Genomic DNA, 19,309 nt, shown 5'->3' on the forward strand with positions numbered 1-19,309 from the left:
GGCCGAGCCGGTCGCGGCCTTTTCGTCATGCGGATCCGATGTGCGCTCGAGCATCTGGGCCTGTGTCGCGAGACAGATTGCGGGCTGCGCCGATCAGGCGGCGCACGGCGGCGCGTCGTGAGTCCCACCTTGGATCGGCGCCGGCGCGACCCCCGCCGCTGATGATGCGCAGGAGCGCGCCCGCCAGCATAAAGGCCAGCGCGAACCATGTCAGCGCGTAAATCAGGTGGTTGTTCGGAAACCGCACCATCGTGAGCCCGCCGACCGGGGTGCCGCCCGGATTGGGCGTCGCATCGGCGTCGATGAAGAAGGGGGCTACTTTCGACAATCCGTGGCTGGCTGCGATCGCAGTGACGTCGCGCGAATACCAGCGGCCCGATGCGGGGTCGTTGTTGCGCAGGAAGCCGCCCTTCGGCTCCGAGATTCGCAAGAGGCCGGTGACGCTGACGGTGCCCTGCGGCTCGCCGTCGCGCCGTGTCGCGGGATCGCGCCGCTCAGGCGGCACAAAGCCGCGATTGACCAGCACCGTGGTTCCGTCGGCCGTTTGCAGCGGGGTCAGCACCCAGAAGCCCGGGCCGTCCGTTGTCACGGCCTGCACCAGCGTCTCGTCGGCATTGAGGAAAGTGCCGCGCACGGTGACGCGGCGGTACTCGTCGCTCGCGGCGGTGACCGCCAGCCATGACGAAGGCGGCGGTGGCGCTATCGGCGCCGCATGCATACGCTGCTCGACCCGCTCGATCAGCGCCAGCTTCCAGGTCCTGCGTTCGACCTGCCAGACTCCGAGCGCGGTCAGCAGCACCACGCCCAGCATGCCGAGCGTGAGCAGCGTGTAACGGCGGAGCGCAGAATTGCGGCCGCGTCGGGACTGCGCCCCCTCTCCCGCCTGCGGGGGAGGGTTGGGGTGGGGGTGTCGCCGCGAGTCGGAAGGTTCATTGAGTGGAGAAAGCCCCCACCCGGATCGCATCTTACGATGCGACGTAGCCGAAGCTTTGCTTCGGCGTTCTTCAGAGACGGCCGCCGACGGCGGCCTACGCTCCCCCGCAAGCGGGAGAGGTGAAGAAGGGCCTGCAGCGCCCCGCATCGTCACGGCATCTGGCTCATGTCGTGCAGGGGCATCATATTGACGTTGAGATGATGCATGACCCACAGCGAGCCGGTCAGCGCGATCACCACCATGATCACGGTGAAGATCAGCGCCATCATGGTCCAGCCGTTCTCGGACCGCGTGTTCATGTGCAGGAAGTACACCATGTGCACGACGATCTGCGCCGCGGCGAGCACCAGCACGATCAGCGCGGTGACCGCCTTGTCGGCGATCGCGCCGATCATCACCAGCCAGAACGGCACCGCGGTGAGGATCACCGAGAGGCCGAAGCCGATCAGATAGGTCTTCAGTGAGCCATGGGCGGCGCCATCGTGGGCGTGGTGGCCGTGATCGCCGGCGGCGGAGTGCAGGGCGTGAGAGTCTGTTGTCATCGCAGCATTCCCAGGAGGTAGACGAAGGTGAAGACGCCGATCCACACCACGTCGAGGAAGTGCCAGAACATCGAGAGGCACATCAGCCGGCGCCGGTTGGCTTCGGTCAGGCCGAAACGCGCGGTCTGCACCATCAGCGTCACCAGCCAGACCAGGCCGAAGGTGACGTGCAGGCCGTGGGTGCCGACCAGGGTGAAGAACGACGACAGGAAGGCGCTGCGCTGCGGCGTTGCGCCCTCATGGATCATGTGCGCGAACTCGGTGAGCTCGATGCCGAGGAAGGCGAGGCCGAACAGTCCGGTGATCGCAAGCCAGATCTGAGTCGCGCCGATCCGCGACTTCTCCATCGTCAGCATGGCAAAGCCGTAGGTGATCGAGGAGAGCAGCAGCATCGTGGTGTTGAGCGCGACCAGCTTGAGGTCGAACAGGTCCTTTGGCGCCGGGCCGGCGGCATAATTGCCGCCGAGCACGCCATAGGTCGCAAACAGCATCGCGAAGATGAGGCAGTCGCTCATCAGGTAGATCCAGAAGCCCAGCATGGTGCTGGCGCCTTCCGGATGCGCATGCTCGTCGATGACGTGAAAGACCGGTTCGGAGCCTTGGGTGGAGACGGTAGCAACGGTCATGGCTGGGCTCCCGCGGCGAGAACGCGCGTCCGCGCGTCTTCGGCCCGCACCACCTCATCCGCCGGGATGTGGAAGTCGCGGTGATAGTTGAAGGTGTGGCCGATCGCGACCGCGAGCAGCGCTATGAAGCTGACGGCGGCGAGCCACCAGATGTACCAGATCAGGCCGAACCCCATCACCGTCGCCAGTCCGGCGAGGATGACGCCGGTGCCGGTGTTGGACGGCATATGGATCGGCTTGAAGCCGGTGAGCGGGCGCCGGTAGCCGCGGCGCTTCATGTCCCACCAGGCGTCGTTGTCGTAGACCACGGGCGTGAAGGCGAAATTGTAGTCCGGCGGCGGCGACGATGTCGCCCATTCCAGCGTGCGCGCGTCCCAGGGATCGCCGGTGGTGTCCTTGAGCTGTTCGCGTCTGAGAATGCTGACCGCGAACTGCACCAGCATCGCGCCGATGCCGAGCAGGATCAGGAACGCGCCGAAAGCCGCGATGACGAACCAGATCTGCAAGGACGGATCGTCGAACACGCGGAGCCGTCTGGTCACGCCCATCAGGCCGAGCACGTAGAGCGGCATGAAGGCGAAGTAGAAGCCCGAGACCCAGAACCAGAACGACAGCTTGCCCCAGAACGGATCGAGCCTGAAGCCGAACGCCTTCGGGAACCAGTAGTTGATGCCGGCAAACAGGCCGAACAGCACGCCGCCGATGATCACGTTGTGGAAATGCGCGATCAGGAACAGGCTGTTATGCAGCACGAAATCGGCCGGCGGCACCGCGAGCAGCACGCCGGTCATGCCGCCGATCACGAAGGTCAGCATGAACGCCACCGTCCACATCATCGGCAGCTCGAAGCGGATCCGGCCGCGATACATCGTGAACAGCCAGTTGAACATCTTCGCGCCCGTCGGGATCGAGATGATCATGGTGGTGATGCCGAAGAACGAGTTCACGCTGGCGCCGGAGCCCATCGTGAAGAAGTGGTGCAGCCAGACCAGGTAGGACAGGATGGTGATGACGACCGTGGCGTAGACCATCGAGGTGTAGCCGAACAGCCGCTTGCCGGAGAACGTCGCGGTCACCTCGGAGAAGATGCCGAACGCCGGCAGCACCAGGATGTAGACCTCGGGGTGGCCCCAGATCCAGATCAGGTTCACGTACATCATCGGGTTGCCGCCGAAGTCGTTCGTGAAGAAATTGGTGCCGACGTAGCGGTCGAGCGACAGCAGCGCCAGCACCGCGGTCAGCACCGGGAAGGAGGCGACGATCAGGACGTTGGTGCAGAGCGAGGTCCAGGTGAACACCGGCATCTTCATCATCGTCATGCCCGGCGCGCGCAGCTTGACGATGGTGCAGACCAGGTTGATGCCCGAGAGCGTCGTGCCGACGCCGGCGACCTGTAGCCCCCATATGTAATAGTCGACGCCGACGTCAGGACTGTAGCCGATGTTCGACAGCGGCGGGTAGGCGAGCCAGCCGGTGCGGGCGAATTCGCCGACGAACAGCGACATCATCACCAGCACGGCGCCGCCGACCGTCATCCAGAAGCTGAAGTTGTTCAGAAAAGGGAAGGAAACGTCGCGGGCGCCGATCTGCAGCGGCACCACATAGTTCATCAGGCCGGTCACCAGCGGCATCGCCACGAAGAAGATCATGATCACGCCATGCGCGGTGAAGACCTGGTCGTAGTGATGGGCCGGGAGATAGCCGTCGGAGCCGTTGAAGGCGATCGCCTGCTGCAGGCGCATCATCAGTGCGTCCGCGAAGCCGCGCAGCAGCATCACGATGCCGAGGATCATGTACATGATGCCGATGCGCTTGTGGTCGACGGTGGTGAACCACTCGCGCCACAGATAGCCCCAGAGCCGGAAGTAGGTGACCAGCGCAAACAGCGCGAGGCCGCCGGTCGCGACCACCGCGAAAGTGCCGACCAGGATCGGCTCATGGAACGGCAGCGCTTCCAGATTGAGGCGGCCGAAGATCATCTTGATGAGATCGGGATTCATGCGGCGCTCCTCAGGAGTCTGATTTCGGGCGCTGGCCGAGCAGCAAAGACGTCGATGACGGATGGGCGGGCGAGAACGGCGGCGGCTTCAGCCCGACGCCGCGCAGCGGCGTCAGATCGAGCGGGGCGAGAACGTCGCGCGACGGCGCATCCTTGATCTCGTCCATCGAGCAGATGCCGGCGACAAAGGTCGGCTCGGTGCCGAGCGGCGCGCCGCGGCGGGCGTATTTGTCGTAAGTGAGCGGCAGGGTGTTGTTGAGGCCTTCGCGGCCGAGGCCGCCCTTGGCGTCGATCGCCATCATCTCGCTCATGCACATCTTGCCGGGCTCGACGCACATGTTGAGGATCGCCTTGTAGAGATCGCGATCGACGGTGCCGTAGAGCCGCACCGGATCGTTCTGGCTCGGACGCTCGAGCTGCAGATAGTCGGTGCGGCCGAGCATGTTGGTGCTGGCCTTGGCGTTGGCGACCCACTTGTCGAAGCCTTGGGACGACAGGCTCTTGAAGTCGAAATGCATGCCGGAGAAGCCGGCACCGCTGTAATTGGCGGAGAAGCCGCGGAAGGTGCCCTCCTGGTTGGCGACGGCGTGCAGCTTGGTCTCCATGCCGGGCATCGCGTAGATCTGGCCGGCGAGGGCGGGGATGTAGAACGAGTTCATCACGGAGGAGGCCGTGATGCGGAAGCGGATCGGGCGGTCGATCGGAGCGGCGAGCTCGTTGACGGCGGCGACGCCGTAATCCGGGTAGATGAACAGCCACTTCCAGTCGAGCGCGACCACCTCGACATTGAGCGGGGCATCCTTGCTCTCGATCGGCTTGTCGGCGGCGATGCGGCCGAGCGAGCGGTAGGGATCGAGCAGATGCGTGCCCATCCAGGTCAGCGCACCCAGGCAAATGATGATCAGCAGCGGCGCCGACCAGATCACCAGCTCGAGCTGGGTCGAGTGATCCCACTCCGGCTCGTAGGGTGCTTCGGTATTGGATTGGCGGTAGCGCCAGGCGAAGAAGATGGTCAGCGCCATCACCGGAAGCACGATCACCAGCATCAGGATGGTGGAGATCACGACGAGGTCGCGCTGCTGGGCGGCGATGTCGCCGGCGGGCGCCAGGACGACGAAATCGCACCCGCCAAGGAACGCCGCGAACGGCAATAAGGCCAATAGTTTCAAGGCGCGCACGGCTCACCCCGCTAGAATTTCATGAGTTCCGCCAACGGGTAGCTGCGATGCAGCAAAGTTGACATTGGACAATTTGTCCAATGTTGCACTGCGGGATGGGAGGTCAGAAGGTGAGGTGGACCGCGCGGCAAATTCTGCCCGTGGCCTCATCTCTAATTTGAGCATGGTCTGTTCGGAAAACCGGTTTCCACTTTTCCGGATCATGCTCGAAAGGACGGTCTCCGGCGATGGCACAGGCCCCAGCAATGGCTCACGGCTCCCCGACGGCATCAGGTCACGGGCAGGCGAAACCCGGCGAAATCGCCATCGGCGTCATCATCGGACGCACCTCGGAATTCTTCGACTTCTTCGTCTATGCGATCGCCTCGGTGATCGTGTTCCCGAAGCTGGTCTTCCCGTTCGTCAATGAACTGACCGGCACGCTCTATTCGTTCGGGATCTTCGCGCTGGCTTTCGCCGCGCGGCCGCTCGGCACCGTGATCTTCATGGCGGTCGACCGCCGCCACGGCAAGGGCGCCAAGCTCGTCATCGCGCTGGTCCTGCTCGGCACCTCCACGGTCGCGATCGCCTTCCTGCCCGGCTACGACACGATCGGCGTGGCGGCGATCTGGCTGTTGGCCGCCGCGCGGCTCGCGCAGGGCATCGCCTGGGGCGGCGCGTGGGACGGTCTCGCCTCGCTGCTTGCGATGAATTCGCCGCCGAACCGCCGCGGCTGGTATGCGATGGTGCCGCAGCTCGGCGCGCCGCTCGGGCTGATCGTGGCGAGCGCGCTGTTCGCGTTCTTCGCCGGCAACCTCTCGGCGGATGATTTCTTCGATTGGGGCTGGCGCTATCCGTTCTTCGTCGCCTTCGCCATCAACGTGGTGGCGCTGTTCGCGCGGCTGCGCATGGTGGCGACCGATGAATATTCCGAGCTGTTCGAAAGCCGCGATCTGGAGCCGGCGCGCGTCGGCGAGACCATCAAGCAGGAGGGCCGCCACATCCTGCTCGGCGCCTTCGCGCCGCTGGCGAGCTTTGCCCTGTTCCACATGGTCACGGTGTTTCCGCTGTCCTGGGTGTTCCTGTTCACCAGGGAAAGCCCGGTGCGCTTCCTGATCATCGAGATGATCGGCGCCGCGGTCGGCGTCGTCGCGATCATCGCCTCCGGCATGATCGCCGACCGCGTCGGGCGCAAGCCGCTGCTGCTGGGGTCCGCGGTCGCGATCGCGGTGTATAGCGGCTTCGCCCCGCAGCTGCTCGATGCCGGTGCGGTCGGCGAGACCGTCTACATGGTGCTCGGCTTCGTGCTGCTCGGGCTGTCGTTCGGCCAGTCGTCGGGCGCGATCGCCTCGAGCTTCGCGCGGACCTATCGCTACACGGCCTCGGCGCTGACCTCGGATTTCGCCTGGCTGTTCGGCGCCGGCTTTGCGCCGCTCGCAGCGCTGCTGCTGGCGACCCATTTCGGCCTGATCTCGGCCGGCGCCTATCTCCTGTCGGGCGCGGTGTGGACGCTGCTGGCGCTGTGGCTCAGCGGCCTGCGCGAAGCGGAAGTCAATTAGTCACGCAGCCCGGTCTTCTCCTTCCCCCTGAAAGGGGAAGGTCGGGATGGGGGTCAGCCGCAGGCGACGCTGCAAGCGGAGAGAGAAGATCCCCACCCGCTTTGCTCTGGCGAGCAAAGCGACCTCCCCTTTTCAAGGGGAGGTGGAAGCGCCGCGTGGATGGAGATGGGCCCATCACCCATCGTCATCGGAACAGTCCGTCGACGCGGAACGAATACCCCGCACCGACGATATAGTTCGGCGAGTTGCGGTTGAGCCCGAACGCGATATGGAGGTCGACCTGCTGGGTCGGCGTGATCCGGTAGAGACCGCCGGAATTGATCAGCTGGGTCGGCCGCGCGCCGTCGGGATAGTCGCCGACATACTCAGTGAACACACTCATCCGCTCGGTCAGCTTCTTCTCGATCACGAAGGTCGCTTCCGACATATGCCGTCCGGTCAGTTCGGCGGGGCGGAAGAATTCCGTGAACATGCCGCTGACGCCCCAGCCGTCATGCAGCTCCCAGGACCATGGCAGCTGGATGTAGGGCTGCGCGCCGCGCCCGGCGATTTCGGCCGCACCGGTCGGCAGCGCGACGCCGGCGGTGAGCGAGAGGTCGATCTTCCCCGGCACCGGGCTGATCTGCCATTTGATGCCGGGCGCGACGTCGGAAAAGCCCGAGGCTCCCGGCGACTTCAGCGTGCCGGTATAGCTCGGCAGGTCGATCAGCGCTTCGAGGCAGGGTGCAATGCCGAGCCGCCAGCGGCTGTTGCTGCCGTCGATGCTGCGGCCAGCGTTGCGGCCGGTCAGGTTGACGCCGTTCTCGTTCTGCAAGCTCCCGACCGGCACGACGATACTCGAATTGGTTACGTCGGGCCGGTCGGTCGCAATTTCGTCGCTCGCCTTGGGACAACCGTCCGCGCGCGCAGCGGTGGCTGCTGCGAGTGTGAGCGCAGCAAGCGCGCACCCGAGTTGGGCAAGTCGAGCGACGGCGCCGCACCGGTTGGGAAACACTGGGGATGCTCCTGTCGCGCGGCGCGCTGCGGAGGTGGCAGCTTGGAATAGATCGGCCGATGACGCGGATATTCCTGGCAGGCGGGAAAAAACTTCAACAAGACGTGCTGATGTCAGCGATCAATGCGGCTGGCGTCCGGCGCCATTGTGCGGCAAGCTTGAGCTGCCGATCGAGGCGGCACGGCATGACCGCTCGAACGCCACGTGAATATCGCGCACCGATTGCCATTGGCGCTCTGCTGCTGGGTCTGCTGGACCCATCGGGAGCCCTTGCCCGCGGGGGCAGTTTTCCGCGCGATGACCCCTGGAACGCGGAGCGCATCGACAATCTGCCGCCCGATATCCGCAATGCGGTCCTGCATATGTGCGGGTCGCGGCCCAATGCCGGGCACTATTTCGCGACCTATCTCGACAACGCCCGCGTGGTCAGGCTGCATTTCGAGCATTTCAATTGCGAGGGCGCGCAGCAGTTGCACCACCGCGCCGATGGCTGCCTGCATCAGGACTACGCCCGGACGGGCGCGCATTATCATCTGATCCGCAATTACGTCGGCCGCTGCGAGGATTGAAGGAACCGCGCCCGCAGGCGGAATTTCAGGGAATAGAATGGCAGCGTGGCTGCTCCTGTTGTGGTGGCAAACAGGAGCCCCATGGAATGACCATTCGTTCGATCGCAGGCGCCATCGCGCCGCGGCACGCCAAACTCGCCGCGATGGCGGCGATTGCGCTTCTGCTCGCCCTCAACAGCGCCCGGGCGGCAGGAGATCCGGCGCGCGGCGCCACGCTGTATCAGGGCTGCGGCGATTGCCATTCGATCGAGAAGAACGACGTCGGCCCGATGCACAAGGGTGTCGTCGGCCGCCTCGCCGGCACCGTCGCGGGCTACAATTACTCGCCGGCGCTGAAGGACTCGAAGATCGTATGGACCGAGGCGAATCTCGACAAATGGCTGACCGGTCCGGACGCCATGGTTCCGGGCACCAAGATGTTCTACGAGGTTCAGGATCCGAAGGATCGCGCCGACATCATCGCGTTCCTCAAGGAGAAGGCGAAATAGCGCATTCTCTCTCCACGTCGTCCCTGCGTTCGCCGGGACGACGGTGGTGTGCGTGTACGGCCTCAATCCACCACGATCTTGACGCGGTCGCGCGGCTTCACCTGGGCGTGGGAATCGAGTCCGTTGAGCACGCGGAAGCGCTCGGCCGGATGATCGACGCCGGCCATGCGGTGCGACAGCGATTCCACGGTATCGCCGGGCTGCACATTGATGACCTTGATGCGCAGCGGGCGCGCGGCCTGGATCTCGTCGAGCGTCAGGCGGCGGAACGAGTTGACGGTCTCGCGCGCGTTGCGCTCGCTTTCGGTGGATTTCTGCTTGGCGGCGAAGATGAAGCGATAGACGTCGCTGCCGAAGCGCAGCGCGTAGACCTTGAACTGCCACTGGTCGCCATGCGCGGTGGCCGATGCCGCCGGAAAGCCGTTGATGTTGAGGTCCTCGGTCGAGGACTTCTCGACGCCTTCCATCCAGCCGGAGTTCAGATAGTCGCCGAGCGACTGCTCGGCCGGCACCCGCACCACATCGAAGCGCATCGCCTGGCTGCCGCCCTCGCGGACGCCGATCACCGCCTGCGCGGTGTTGTCGAGCGTGAAATTGTCGGGCGCGGTGAAGGTGAAGCCGAGCTTGGGATGCAGGAAGCGGCGGCCCCGCACAAACCCCTCGCTGGGGTCCTCGCCATAGACGATGTTGTCGATCGCGGCGAGATAGGTCTCGCGGTCGCGCTCGTTGTTTTCGGGCGACGAATATTGCCGCGCGGTGGTCTGCGCGTTGGAGATGCGCTCTGGCGTTGCCGGATGCGACGAGGTGAAGTCCTGCGCGCGCGGATCGAGCGCGGTCTTGCCGACCTTGAGCGCGGCATTGCGCTCCATCGCGGTCAGGAAGCGCGCCGCGCCGTAGGGATCGAAATGCGCGCGCGCCGCGATCCCGACGCCGATGCCGTCGGCCTCGAACTCCTGCTGCCGCGAGAAGCTCGCCATCGTCAGCTTGGTCTTGGCGAGCGCCAGCGCCGTGAGATCGGGGTCGCTGCTCATGTCGGTGACGACGCGCGTCACCACCGCCGCCTGGCGCGCCTGGTCCTCGCGCATCGCGGCGTGCTTGGCCAGCACATGCGCCATCTCGTGGCTCAGCACCGAGGAGAGTTCGGAGGTGTCGCTGGCGAGCGCGATCAGGCCGCGCGTGACGTAGAGCTGGCCGGTCGGCAGCGCGAAGGCGTTGACCGCGCCGGAATTGAGGATCGTGACCTTGTAGGCCTGGTCGGGCCGTTCGGACGCGGCGACCAACTGATCGACGGTCTTGCTGATCAGGGCCTCGAGCTTCGGATCGTCATAGGCGCCGCCATAGGCCGACAGGATGCGCTCATGCTCGCGCTCGCTATTGGGCGTCTGCTGCACCACGCGATTCGGCTTCGCCGGAGCCGCCGCTGCGGTCGGGGGGGCCTGCTCGAAACGGCCGACATTGCCGATATTGCCGCAGGCCGAGAGCGTCAGGGCCGCGCAGACAAGCGCCGGCGCAGCCCAAAGGCGGCGGCCAGTCCCCTCTTCACGCCGTCCTGCGTGCTCAATCACGTCAAATACCCACAAATTGTCCCGTGAACCGCCGGGGCATGGCCTCCCGGCCCCTAGTTCCCGCCGAGCACTTCAAGCTGCCCCACCCGGAGCAATTCGATTCGCGGCCCACGTCGTGCTTCCACCCAGCCTCGCACACGAATCCTACGATTTTCCAGAGACTTGGGCGCAAGCCCCGCCGCCTCGAACGCAGGGACTATGCGCCTTGAAATAGTCGCAGCAAAGTCCCGAGTCCAGTTTCGGCCGAAATTCAGATAGGTCGTCGCGCCAGCCTGACGCACGGACAAAACCCTGCCCTCGACCACTGTAAAACGCCCGATCCCGGTCAAAATATCGTCGGAACTTTCGGCGTTTTTTATGACGCCGGACTCGGCCCAGGTTCCCGATCGGGCGGTCCTCGCCTCGGCCTCCGCCGCCATCAGGGCCGCGGCGCAGTCCTTGTCGGCGATCTCTGAAGACACCAGAGCGAGGCCACGGCGCAGCAATTCACCCTGCACGGGCATCTCTTGGCCTTCGAGGAAAGCATAGGCCGGCTGCCGGCCATAGCGGTCCGGCGTGTCGTCCTGTCCGCGCAGCGTCACGTCGCGGCCGAGCAACAGCGCCGACAGCGTGGCGGCGGCCTTCGTCCTGTCCGCCGCCTCGATGCCGGCAAGCTTGACCTCACGCCCGTCGTCGAGCCGAAAGCCGCGCGCGTCGATTACTGCGGTAACACGGCCCTCGCCCTGGCTCTCGAAACTGCATCCGGCCGCCTCGGCGCGTCCGATGCAGGCGCCGATCGCGAGGGCGCAAAATGTCATCGTCACCGCCCGCAGACGGCGACGCCATGCTGTATCGCGTGGAAGCATCATGCTGCACTCGTCGTTCCGGTGCGCTCCGTTCGGAGCGCAGTCGCAAATAAGCTCAGTCTGACGGAAAGATCGCATCGGAGCCACAAGCGAAGCGAGACGGCATCGATGGAGCCATCCTTGATTCGGCAACGCATTGCGGATCAATTCTTTGCGGCACTTCTCATTGCGCGCAAAGTCGTGTTGCGAGTTTCACAATGGCCCGGACCCTCCGAGGGGTGGACTCGTCTTCTGTGTTCCTGATCGTGACGCAGATTGCCGTCCGCACCTGCGCAGCGCGGTCCTGGCGCGCATCAACCTTACCGCTTCACCATCTCAAGTCCGTGCGCGGAATGAGAATTCGTTATTGTTGCCAATGGCTTGCGGCGCAATGTAACTAATCGGCAATTTTTTGAAACAGCGACGGATCGCAGTCGCCACTGATATTGCCGAGGTCCTTGGTGTCGAATCCTGTTGTTCTCACGCTGACGACCAGCGATCCGGTCCACGATTACACCCAGCTCTACAACGCGATTTCGGCGATCAGCGTCGGCGGCGGCCTGGCTGCGGCCAACACCGACTACATCATCAACTTCTCGACCTCTGGCGCCGCGCGCACGCTGCAGCTGCTGGACGATCTGCCGGCCATCAATCTGATGAGCGGCTCGACGCTGACCTTCGACGGCAACTCCGACTACAACAATCAGCTCGGCGGCCAGGACAACAGCGACGTCATCGACGCCCGCGGCTATCAAGGCTTCGTCGTCGTCGCCGGCAAGGTGACGTTCAAGAATCTCACCATCGTCAACGCCGTCGCAAGCGGCGGCGGTGGCGGCACCGGTGGCGGTGGTGGCGGCGCAGGCCTTGGCGGCGGCCTGTTCGTCGGGCAGAATGCCGACGTCACGCTGAACAACGTCAATTTCGGCAGCAACACCGCCAAAGGTGGCAATGGCGGCGCGGTCGATCCGGCCGGCGGTGGCGGTGGAGGCGGCGGCATCGGTGCCGACGGCGGCAGCGGCAATGGCGGCGGCGGTGGTGGCGGCGGCTTCGGCGGCCAAGACTATTACGGCTATCACGGCAACGGCGCCAACGGTTACAGCGAGGCGGGCTCCGACAGCCAGCATCCCTCGACCGGCGCGAACAGTGCGAGCGGCACACCGGCGACAATCGAAGGTGCGGCGGGCGGCGGGCAGGGCGCCGACAATTACGGCGGCATTGGCTACGGCGCGCATGCCAGCGGTGGTGCGAGTGGTGGTGGCGGCGGCGGCGGTGTCGGTGGTGGCGGCGGCGGCATCGGTGGCGCCAACTCGGTCGGCGGTGGCCCCTCGGGCACCCTCATCGGTTTCGGCGGCGCCGGCGGCATGGGCGGCGGCGGTGGCGGTGGCATTTATGGCGGCGGCGATGGTGGTTTCGCCGGCGGAGGCGGTGGCTCCGGCAACGGCAGCGGATACACGCACACCGGCGGCGATGGCGGCTTTGGCGGCGGCGGCGGCGGTTCGAACGGTACGCCCGGTACCGGCGGGTTTGGTGCAGGCAGCGGCTCGCTCGCCGGCGGCGGTGGCGGCGGATTAGGCGCCGGCGGTGATATCTTCGTCCAGCAGGGCGGCAAGCTCACCGTCATCGGCGGCACCTTGATGGATGCCACCGAGACTGGCGGCACCGGCGCCAACGGCGCGGGCAATGGCTCCGCCTATGGCGACATCTTCATCCAGGGCACGATGGTCGTCACGCCGACGCACACCGTGCCCACGTTTTCCCAGGGCCTGCAAACCGTCACGACGCTGACGATCGGCGACACCATCGCCGACGAAAAAGGCATCAGCGGCAGCGGCACGAGTGGAAAGCTGGTCGTCTCCGGCGGCGGGACGCTCACGCTGACAGGTGCAAGTACTTATGTCGGTGGTACCCAGATCGACGCCGGCAACACCCTGTCGATCACGGCCGACAACAACATCGGCGGCTCGGCCGGCGCGCTGATCCTCAATGGCGGCACGCTGACCACGACCGGTGGCTATACCTTCACGCACGACATTCAGCTCACCAGCAACGGCGGCACCTTCGACATATCGTCCGGCACGATCGCGGATACCGGCTCGATCAGCGGCTCCGGTACGTTCATGCTGTCCGGCGCCGGGACGTTGCAGCTCGGGATGGGTCAGCTCGCCGGGCTGACCGGGACGTTCGGACTGAGCAGCGCGCATTTGTCGCTGACATCGAGCGGCACTTTCGACGACGCGCTCTCGGTCAGCGGCAATTCGATCCTGTCGATCGCGAACGGTACGACCGTCACCGACACCGCCCTCGTGACCGGCAGCGGCAATCTCGGCATCGACGGCGGCGGTACGCTCGTGCTTGGCCACGCCGCCAACACCTACGGCAGCACGACGATCTATTCGGGCACGGTGTGGCTCGCCGCGGCCGGCGCCGCTGGAGCCGGTAACATCTCGTTCACGACAGGCATTGCCGGCACGCTGAAGATCGACAACGCTGCGCTGAGCGGCAATGCGTTCACCAACACGATCGCGAACTTCAATCCCGGCCAGTTCGTCGACCTGACCGGGCTGCACTACAACACCCAGAATCCGTCGCTCAACACGGTCAGCCTGTCCGGCAACACGCTCTCGGTCTCGAACGGCACCACGACCGATACGCTGACCCTTGCCGGGGTCGGCGCCGGTACCAGTTTCCAGCTCTCGCAGGATGCGAACGGTGGAACGATCGTGCAGATCGTCTCGACCCGCGTCTTCAATGTCTCCAACGTTGCCGAGCTCAACGCCGCCATCCTGCAGATGGATTCCGGCGGGGTGAACGCCGCGCAGAATGCCAACTACACGATCAACATCACCGCCAACTTCAGCCTCACGTCGGAGCTGTATGCGCTCAATCTGCTGAGCGGGTCGAGCGTTACGATCAACGGCAGCGACGGCCACGGCGGCACGCATACGATCGACGGCATCAACGCCCAGCGTGGCTTCTTCGTTTATGCCGGCAGCGTCAATCTCGAGAACCTGACCATCCAGAACACGGTGGCCGCAGGCGGCGGCGTCGTCCGCGGCGGCGGCGGCGGCGGCGGCGGCGCCGGGCTCGGCGGCGCGCTGTTCGTCTCGTCGAATGGCAGCGCCACGATCGACAACGTCACCTTCCACAACAGCGCCGCGATCGGCGGCAACGGCGGTGGCGGCGGCACGGGCAGTATCACGTCCGGCTACGGCTTCGGCGGTGGCGGCGGGATGGGCGGACGCGGCGGGAGCAGCGGCGGCGGCGGGATTGGCCTCGGCGCTCAAGGCTCGGACTCGGATCTCTTTGCCAACGGTTCGCCCGGCATTGTCCCCAACACCGCCGGGGGCGGCAAAGGGAGCGACGGTTACCTGATCCCGTTCGGTGGCGGGACTATGCTTTACTGGTATGGCGGATCAGGCGGCGCCAATGGCGGTGGCGGCGGCGCGGCGGGGTGGATCGGCAGCGGCGTTCGCGCACCGTACGGGCCGGGGGGCGGTATCGGCGGCGGCAACGGGGCTGATGGCGGCAACGGCGGCTTCGGTGGTGGCGGCGGCGATGGCGGCAACGGCGGCTTCGGCGGTGGCGGCGGCTACAACGGCGATGGTGGCTTCGGTGGCGGAGGCGGCATTGGCGGTGTCGGAGGCTTTGGCGGCGGCAATGGCGGCACCAACGGCAATGGCGCGCCGGGCGGCGGTGGCGGCCTCGGCGCCGGCGGCACGGTCTTCGTTCAGCAAGGCGGCTCGCTGACCATCAAGGGCGGCTCGCTCACGAATGATTCAGGCTTTAACGCCGTCGCCGGCGGCACCAATGGCATCGGCCAGGCCAGCGGCTCGGCGTACGGCTCTGGCATCTTCATCCAGGGCAACAGCAATCTCAGCTTCGCGCCGAACAACGGCGAGACGCTGACGATTGCGAACGACATCGCCGACCAGAGCGGCAGTGGCGGCACCGGCGCCAATGCGGGTACAGGCGGCCTTGCCATCAGCGGCGGCGGCACCGTCATTCTCGGCGGCAACAATACCTACACCGGCAACACCGCGGTCAGCGGCAGCGGCACCGTTGTCTCGATCTCGTCCAACGTCAATCTCGGCGCGGTCATCAGCATCCTGAAGCTCGGCGACGGCACCGGCATCAGCTTCACCGACGGTTTTACGCAGACCCACAACATTACCGTCGCGGGCGATCCGATCTTCAATGTCGCGGCCAGCGAGACCGTCACCCAGAGTGGCGTGATCTCCGATGGCGCGACGCCGGGTGATGTCGAGGTGACCGGTGGCGGACGCCTCGTGCTGTCGGCGCACAACACCTATTCGGGCGGCACCGTCATCATGGGCGCCACGCTCGAACTGGCGGCGAACGGCGCGGCGGGAACCGGCGCTATCGCCTTCACGGACGGAACCACTGACAAGCTCGTGCTCGATGCCGCGGCGTTCTCGGGCACGGCGTTCGGCAGCTCGGTCACCGGCTTTGCCGGCGGCGACACCATCGATTTCGGCAACCTCGCCTATGACGCAACGGCCACGCTGTCCTACGCGAACGGCGTGCTGGTGGTGAAGAACGGCGCCGGCACGACGCTCGCCTCGCTTAATCTGAGCTTTGGCGCCGGCGCCACGGCCGGCTCGCTGAGCCTTGCCTCGGATGGCTCGGCGACGCCGCATCTCGAGATCAGGTCGCAGGCGAGCATCACCTCGGTCACATCAGATACCACCGGTCACCTCACGACGCTGAACACCGGCAAGGTCGTGACCATCACCGTCAATTTCAGCAACACGGTGAGCGTGACCGGCACGCCGGAACTGCTGCTCAACGACGGCAAGGCCGCGAGCTATGTCAGCGGCAGCGGTTCACAGGCGCTGGTGTTCAGCTACACCGTACAGGACGGCGACAGCACCTCCGACCTTCAGGTGCAGAGCCTCTCGCTCAACGGCGGCACGATCAAGGATCCCGGCGGGCAGGATGCCGACGTGAGCCATGCGGCGACCGACTTGCATCTCGTGATCGATGCGATCGCGCCGACCGTGTCGGTTGCCGCGACCCCGACCTCGCTGCTGGCCGGGCAGACCTCGACCGTCACCTTCACCTTCTCCGAGGCGGTCACGGGCTTCGCGCTACCGGATACGACGGTCAGCGGCGGCACGCTGAGCAATCTCGTCCATGTCGGCGTCAACGGCGCGCATCAGGACATCTACACGGCGACCTTCACGCCCGGTGTGGCCGATTCCGAGGCGGGCTCGGTGCAGGTCAACGCATCCGGCTATACTGACATTGCCGGCAATGCCGGCGCCGCAAGCAGCGCCATCACCTTCAGCGGCGACACCAAGGTGCCGACGGTGCATGTCGCCGCCGATCACACCGCGCTGACCGCGGGCGATACCGCCGTTGTCACCTTCACCTTCTCCGAGGCCGTCACCGGCTTTGAGCTCGGCGATGTCACGGTCCATGGCGGCACGCTGGGGAATCTTGCCCACGCCGGCGTCGATGGTTCCGGCCATGACGTCTACACCGCGACCTTCACGCCCGATGTGACCAATACCGAGGCGGGCTCGGTGCAGGTCGACGCGTCAAGCTATACCGACGTCGCCGGCAATTCCGGCGCGGCGAGCAACACGATCAACTTCACCGGCGACACCAAGGCGCCGACCGTGTCGGTATCAGCCGATCACACCGCGCTGCTGGCCGGTCAGACCGCGGTCGTGACTTTCACTTTCTCCGAGGCGGTCGCGGGCTTCGGGCTCGGCGATGTCGGCGTCAGCGGGGGCGCGCTGAGCAGCCTCATCCATGTCGGCGTCAACGGCGCCGGCCAGGACGTCTACACCGCAACCTTCACGCCCGACGTCACCAACGCCGAGTCGGGCTCGGTCCAGGTCAACGCATCCAGTTATACCGATACGGCCGGCAATACCGGCGCGGCCAGCAACACCGTCAACTTCACTGGCGACACAATGGCGCCGACGGTCTCGGTCACGCTCAATCCGGACACGGTGCTGGCCGGCGACCTCTCGGTTGCGACCTTCACCTTCTCCGAGGCCGTGTCCGGCTTCACGCTTGCCGACACGGCGGTCCATGGCGGGGCGCTGAGCAATCTCGTGCATGTCGGGCTCAACGTGTCAGGCCAGGACGTCTACACCGCGACCTTCACGCCCGATGTCAGCGACACCGAGACCGGCTCGGTGCAGGTCAACGCGTCCGGTTATAGCGACACGGCCGGCAACGCCGGTGCGGCGAGCAACACCGCGACTATCGGCGGCGACACGCTGGTACCGACCGTATCGATCGCGGCGGATCGCAACGCGCTGCTGGCGGGCCAGACCGCGCTGGTGACGTTCACTTTCTCCGAGCAGGTTGCGGACTTCGCGCTCGGTGACGTCGCCGTGCACGGCGGCGCGCTGGGCAATCTGGTCCATGTGGGCGTCAACGGGTCGGGTCAGGACATCTACACCGCAATCTTCACGCCTGATGTGAGCAATGCCGAGGCAGGCTCGGTGCAGGTCACCGCATCTGCTTATACCGACGTTGCCGGCAATAGCGGTGCGGCCAGCGGCACCATCAATTTCACCGGCGACACCAAGGCTCCGACGGTGTCGGTTGCCGCAAGCCCGAGCATGGTGCTGGCGGGCCAGACTTCGGTCGTCACCTTCACCTTCTCTGAAGAGGTCGCGGGCTTTGCGCTCACCGATACCGTCGTCGCCGGTGGTGCGCTGAGCAATCTGGTCCATGTCGGGCTCAATGGTTCAGGCCAGGACGTCTACACCGCGATCTTCGCGCCCGATATCAACGACGTCGTGGCGGGCTCGATCCGGGTCACGGCCGCGAGCTATACCGACGACGCCGGCAATTCGGGTGCGGCGAGCAACACCGCCAACATCGGCGGCGACACGCATTCGCCGACGGTGTCGGTGGCGGCCGATCACACCGTGCTGCATGCAGGCGACGCGGCGCTGATGACCTTCACCTTCTCGGAGGCGGTCGCGGGTTTCACCCTCGGCGATATCGCCGTCCATGGCGGTCTACTCGGCAGCCTGGTCCATGTCGGCGTCAACGGCGCTGGCCACGATATCTACACCGCGGTCTTCACGGCCGACGTGACCGACCATCTGTCGGCCAATCTGTCCGTCACCGCGTCAAGTTACACCGACATCGCCGGCAATGCCGGTGCGGCAAGCAACTCCATCAATTTCAGCGGCGACACCAAGGCGCCAATGACGCCGATGCTGATGCTGCATCAGGACACCGGATTCTCGGGCGCCGATCACATCACCAGCAATCCGCTGATCGACTATTACAAGGCCGATGCGGCCGACACGCTCCGCTTCAAGGCCGACGGCGCCTCGAGCTTCTCGACATCAGCGCCGGTGTTCACGACCGACGGCGTGCATTCGGTGACGGTGCAGGAGGTCGATGCCGCCGGCAATGTCAGCGCATCGTCGAGCCTGACCTTCACCCTCGACACGTCAGCGCCGCATCTCACCGGGATCACCGCGACCCCGTCCGGCGGCGTTGCGGCGACAGGCTCGTTGGTGCAACTGACCTTCGGCTTCAACGAAGCGGTTCACGTCATCAGCGGCACGCCGACCCTGACGCTGAACGACGGCGGCAGCGCGATCTACGATGCCGCGGCGACGGCGCTGCTCGGCGATCCCTCCAAGCTCGTGTTCGATCATATCGTGTCGTCGACGGACCGCACGGGGGCGCTGGCCGTGACCGGCTTCGCGGCCAACGGCGCCAGCGTCGTCGACCTCGCCGGCAACGCGGCTTCGCTGTCGGCGGTATCAGCCGCCTTCGATGCGCTGCATATCAACGAGACCATCGCGCCGGCCTACACGCTCGGGGCGATCACCCGGCCCGAGCTGCATCTCGATCTGGGCGGCCATGTCATCATGGACGCCGCGGCAACGACGTTCGCCGGACAATACGGTATGCAGTACCTATTCCTTGGACTGCCTGCGGGAACGCCCTTTTCCACCGTTCCCGACTTTCATCTCTGATCTCGCATCGCGGTTGGAAGATATCGACGCCGCGCCGGCAGCTCCGGCGCGGTGTGTCATTCCGCTT

Annotated in this window: 12 protein-coding genes; 4 read left to right on the top strand and 8 right to left on the bottom strand. The window is 65.7% G+C overall.

The window, feature by feature from the left end:
- Window positions 1-25: 25 nt before the first annotated feature.
- From HAP48_RS17950 to cyoA, 5 genes are all read right to left on the bottom strand, one after another.
- On the bottom strand, window positions 26-811 hold the full coding sequence (locus HAP48_RS17950; protein WP_224496501.1) for an SURF1 family protein: 786 nt from the start codon (window positions 809-811) through the stop codon (window positions 26-28).
- 272 nt (window positions 812-1,083) lie between these two features.
- Window positions 1,084-1,476, bottom strand: coding sequence for a cytochrome o ubiquinol oxidase subunit IV (cyoD, locus tag HAP48_RS17955; protein ID WP_166211939.1), 393 nt, complete (start codon window positions 1,474-1,476; stop codon window positions 1,084-1,086).
- Window positions 1,473-2,102: a cytochrome o ubiquinol oxidase subunit III gene (cyoC, locus tag HAP48_RS17960; RefSeq protein WP_166211936.1), complete on the bottom strand. Its 630-nt coding sequence runs from the start codon at window positions 2,100-2,102 to the stop codon at window positions 1,473-1,475. The genes cyoD and cyoC overlap by 4 nt, the downstream gene beginning before the upstream one ends.
- Window positions 2,099-4,102, bottom strand: coding sequence for a cytochrome o ubiquinol oxidase subunit I (gene cyoB, locus HAP48_RS17965; RefSeq protein ID WP_166211933.1), 2,004 nt, complete (start codon window positions 4,100-4,102; stop codon window positions 2,099-2,101). The genes cyoC and cyoB overlap by 4 nt, the downstream gene beginning before the upstream one ends.
- Window positions 4,103-4,112: 10 nt before the next feature.
- Window positions 4,113-5,279, bottom strand: coding sequence for a ubiquinol oxidase subunit II (gene cyoA / locus HAP48_RS17970; RefSeq protein ID WP_166211930.1), 1,167 nt, complete (start codon window positions 5,277-5,279; stop codon window positions 4,113-4,115).
- A gap of 245 nt (window positions 5,280-5,524) precedes the next feature.
- On the opposite strand from cyoA, the gene HAP48_RS17975 reads away from it, so the two are divergent.
- The gene (locus HAP48_RS17975; protein ID WP_166211928.1) at window positions 5,525-6,817 is read left to right on the top strand and encodes an MFS transporter; all 1,293 of its coding nucleotides are present in this window, start codon (window positions 5,525-5,527) and stop codon (window positions 6,815-6,817) included.
- Between the two features lie 184 nt (window positions 6,818-7,001).
- Here the strand turns inward: HAP48_RS17975 and HAP48_RS17980 are convergent, their stop codons facing one another.
- Window positions 7,002-7,811: a transporter gene (locus tag HAP48_RS17980; protein ID WP_166211925.1), complete on the bottom strand. Its 810-nt coding sequence runs from the start codon at window positions 7,809-7,811 to the stop codon at window positions 7,002-7,004.
- A 185-nt stretch (window positions 7,812-7,996) separates the two neighbouring features.
- On the opposite strand from HAP48_RS17980, the gene HAP48_RS17985 reads away from it, so the two are divergent.
- Both HAP48_RS17985 and HAP48_RS17990 read left to right on the top strand, forming a co-directional pair.
- Window positions 7,997-8,380 carry a hypothetical protein gene (locus HAP48_RS17985; RefSeq protein WP_166211922.1) on the top strand — a complete coding sequence of 128 codons (384 nt, stop codon included), beginning with the start codon at window positions 7,997-7,999 and terminating at the stop codon, window positions 8,378-8,380.
- An 86-nt stretch (window positions 8,381-8,466) separates the two neighbouring features.
- On the top strand, window positions 8,467-8,868 hold the full coding sequence (locus tag HAP48_RS17990) for a c-type cytochrome (RefSeq protein WP_166211919.1): 402 nt from the start codon (window positions 8,467-8,469) through the stop codon (window positions 8,866-8,868).
- Window positions 8,869-8,930: 62 nt separating this feature from the next.
- Here the strand turns inward: HAP48_RS17990 and HAP48_RS17995 are convergent, their stop codons facing one another.
- Both HAP48_RS17995 and HAP48_RS18000 read right to left on the bottom strand, forming a co-directional pair.
- Window positions 8,931-10,433, bottom strand: coding sequence for a M48 family metalloprotease (locus tag HAP48_RS17995; protein WP_420869878.1), 1,503 nt, complete (start codon window positions 10,431-10,433; stop codon window positions 8,931-8,933).
- A gap of 53 nt (window positions 10,434-10,486) precedes the next feature.
- Window positions 10,487-11,278 carry a thermonuclease family protein gene (locus tag HAP48_RS18000; protein ID WP_175612418.1) on the bottom strand — a complete coding sequence of 264 codons (792 nt, stop codon included), beginning with the start codon at window positions 11,276-11,278 and terminating at the stop codon, window positions 10,487-10,489.
- Window positions 11,279-11,718: 440 nt separating this feature from the next.
- Between HAP48_RS18000 and HAP48_RS50035 the strand changes: the two genes are divergently transcribed.
- Window positions 11,719-19,242: an Ig-like domain-containing protein gene (locus HAP48_RS50035; protein ID WP_166211915.1), complete on the top strand. Its 7,524-nt coding sequence runs from the start codon at window positions 11,719-11,721 to the stop codon at window positions 19,240-19,242.
- The last annotated feature ends 67 nt before the right edge of the window (window positions 19,243-19,309 follow it).

It is taken from the genome of Bradyrhizobium septentrionale (assembly GCF_011516645.4).
Taxonomy (GTDB): Bacteria; Pseudomonadota; Alphaproteobacteria; order Rhizobiales; family Xanthobacteraceae; genus Bradyrhizobium; species Bradyrhizobium septentrionale.

Coding starts and splice junctions, on each gene's coding strand:
- HAP48_RS17950 (WP_224496501.1), bottom strand. CDS start 811: ATGCTGGGCGTGGTGCTGCTGACCGCGCTCGGAGTCTGGCAGGTCGAA.
- cyoD (WP_166211939.1), bottom strand. CDS start 1,476: ATGACAACAGACTCTCACGCCCTGCACTCCGCCGCCGGCGATCACGGC.
- cyoC (WP_166211936.1), bottom strand. CDS start 2,102: ATGACCGTTGCTACCGTCTCCACCCAAGGCTCCGAACCGGTCTTTCAC.
- cyoB (WP_166211933.1), bottom strand. CDS start 4,102: ATGAATCCCGATCTCATCAAGATGATCTTCGGCCGCCTCAATCTGGAA.
- HAP48_RS17975 (WP_166211928.1), top strand. CDS start 5,525: ATGGCTCACGGCTCCCCGACGGCATCAGGTCACGGGCAGGCGAAACCC.
- HAP48_RS17985 (WP_166211922.1), top strand. CDS start 7,997: ATGACCGCTCGAACGCCACGTGAATATCGCGCACCGATTGCCATTGGC.
- HAP48_RS17990 (WP_166211919.1), top strand. CDS start 8,467: ATGACCATTCGTTCGATCGCAGGCGCCATCGCGCCGCGGCACGCCAAA.
- HAP48_RS18000 (WP_175612418.1), bottom strand. CDS start 11,278: ATGCTTCCACGCGATACAGCATGGCGTCGCCGTCTGCGGGCGGTGACG.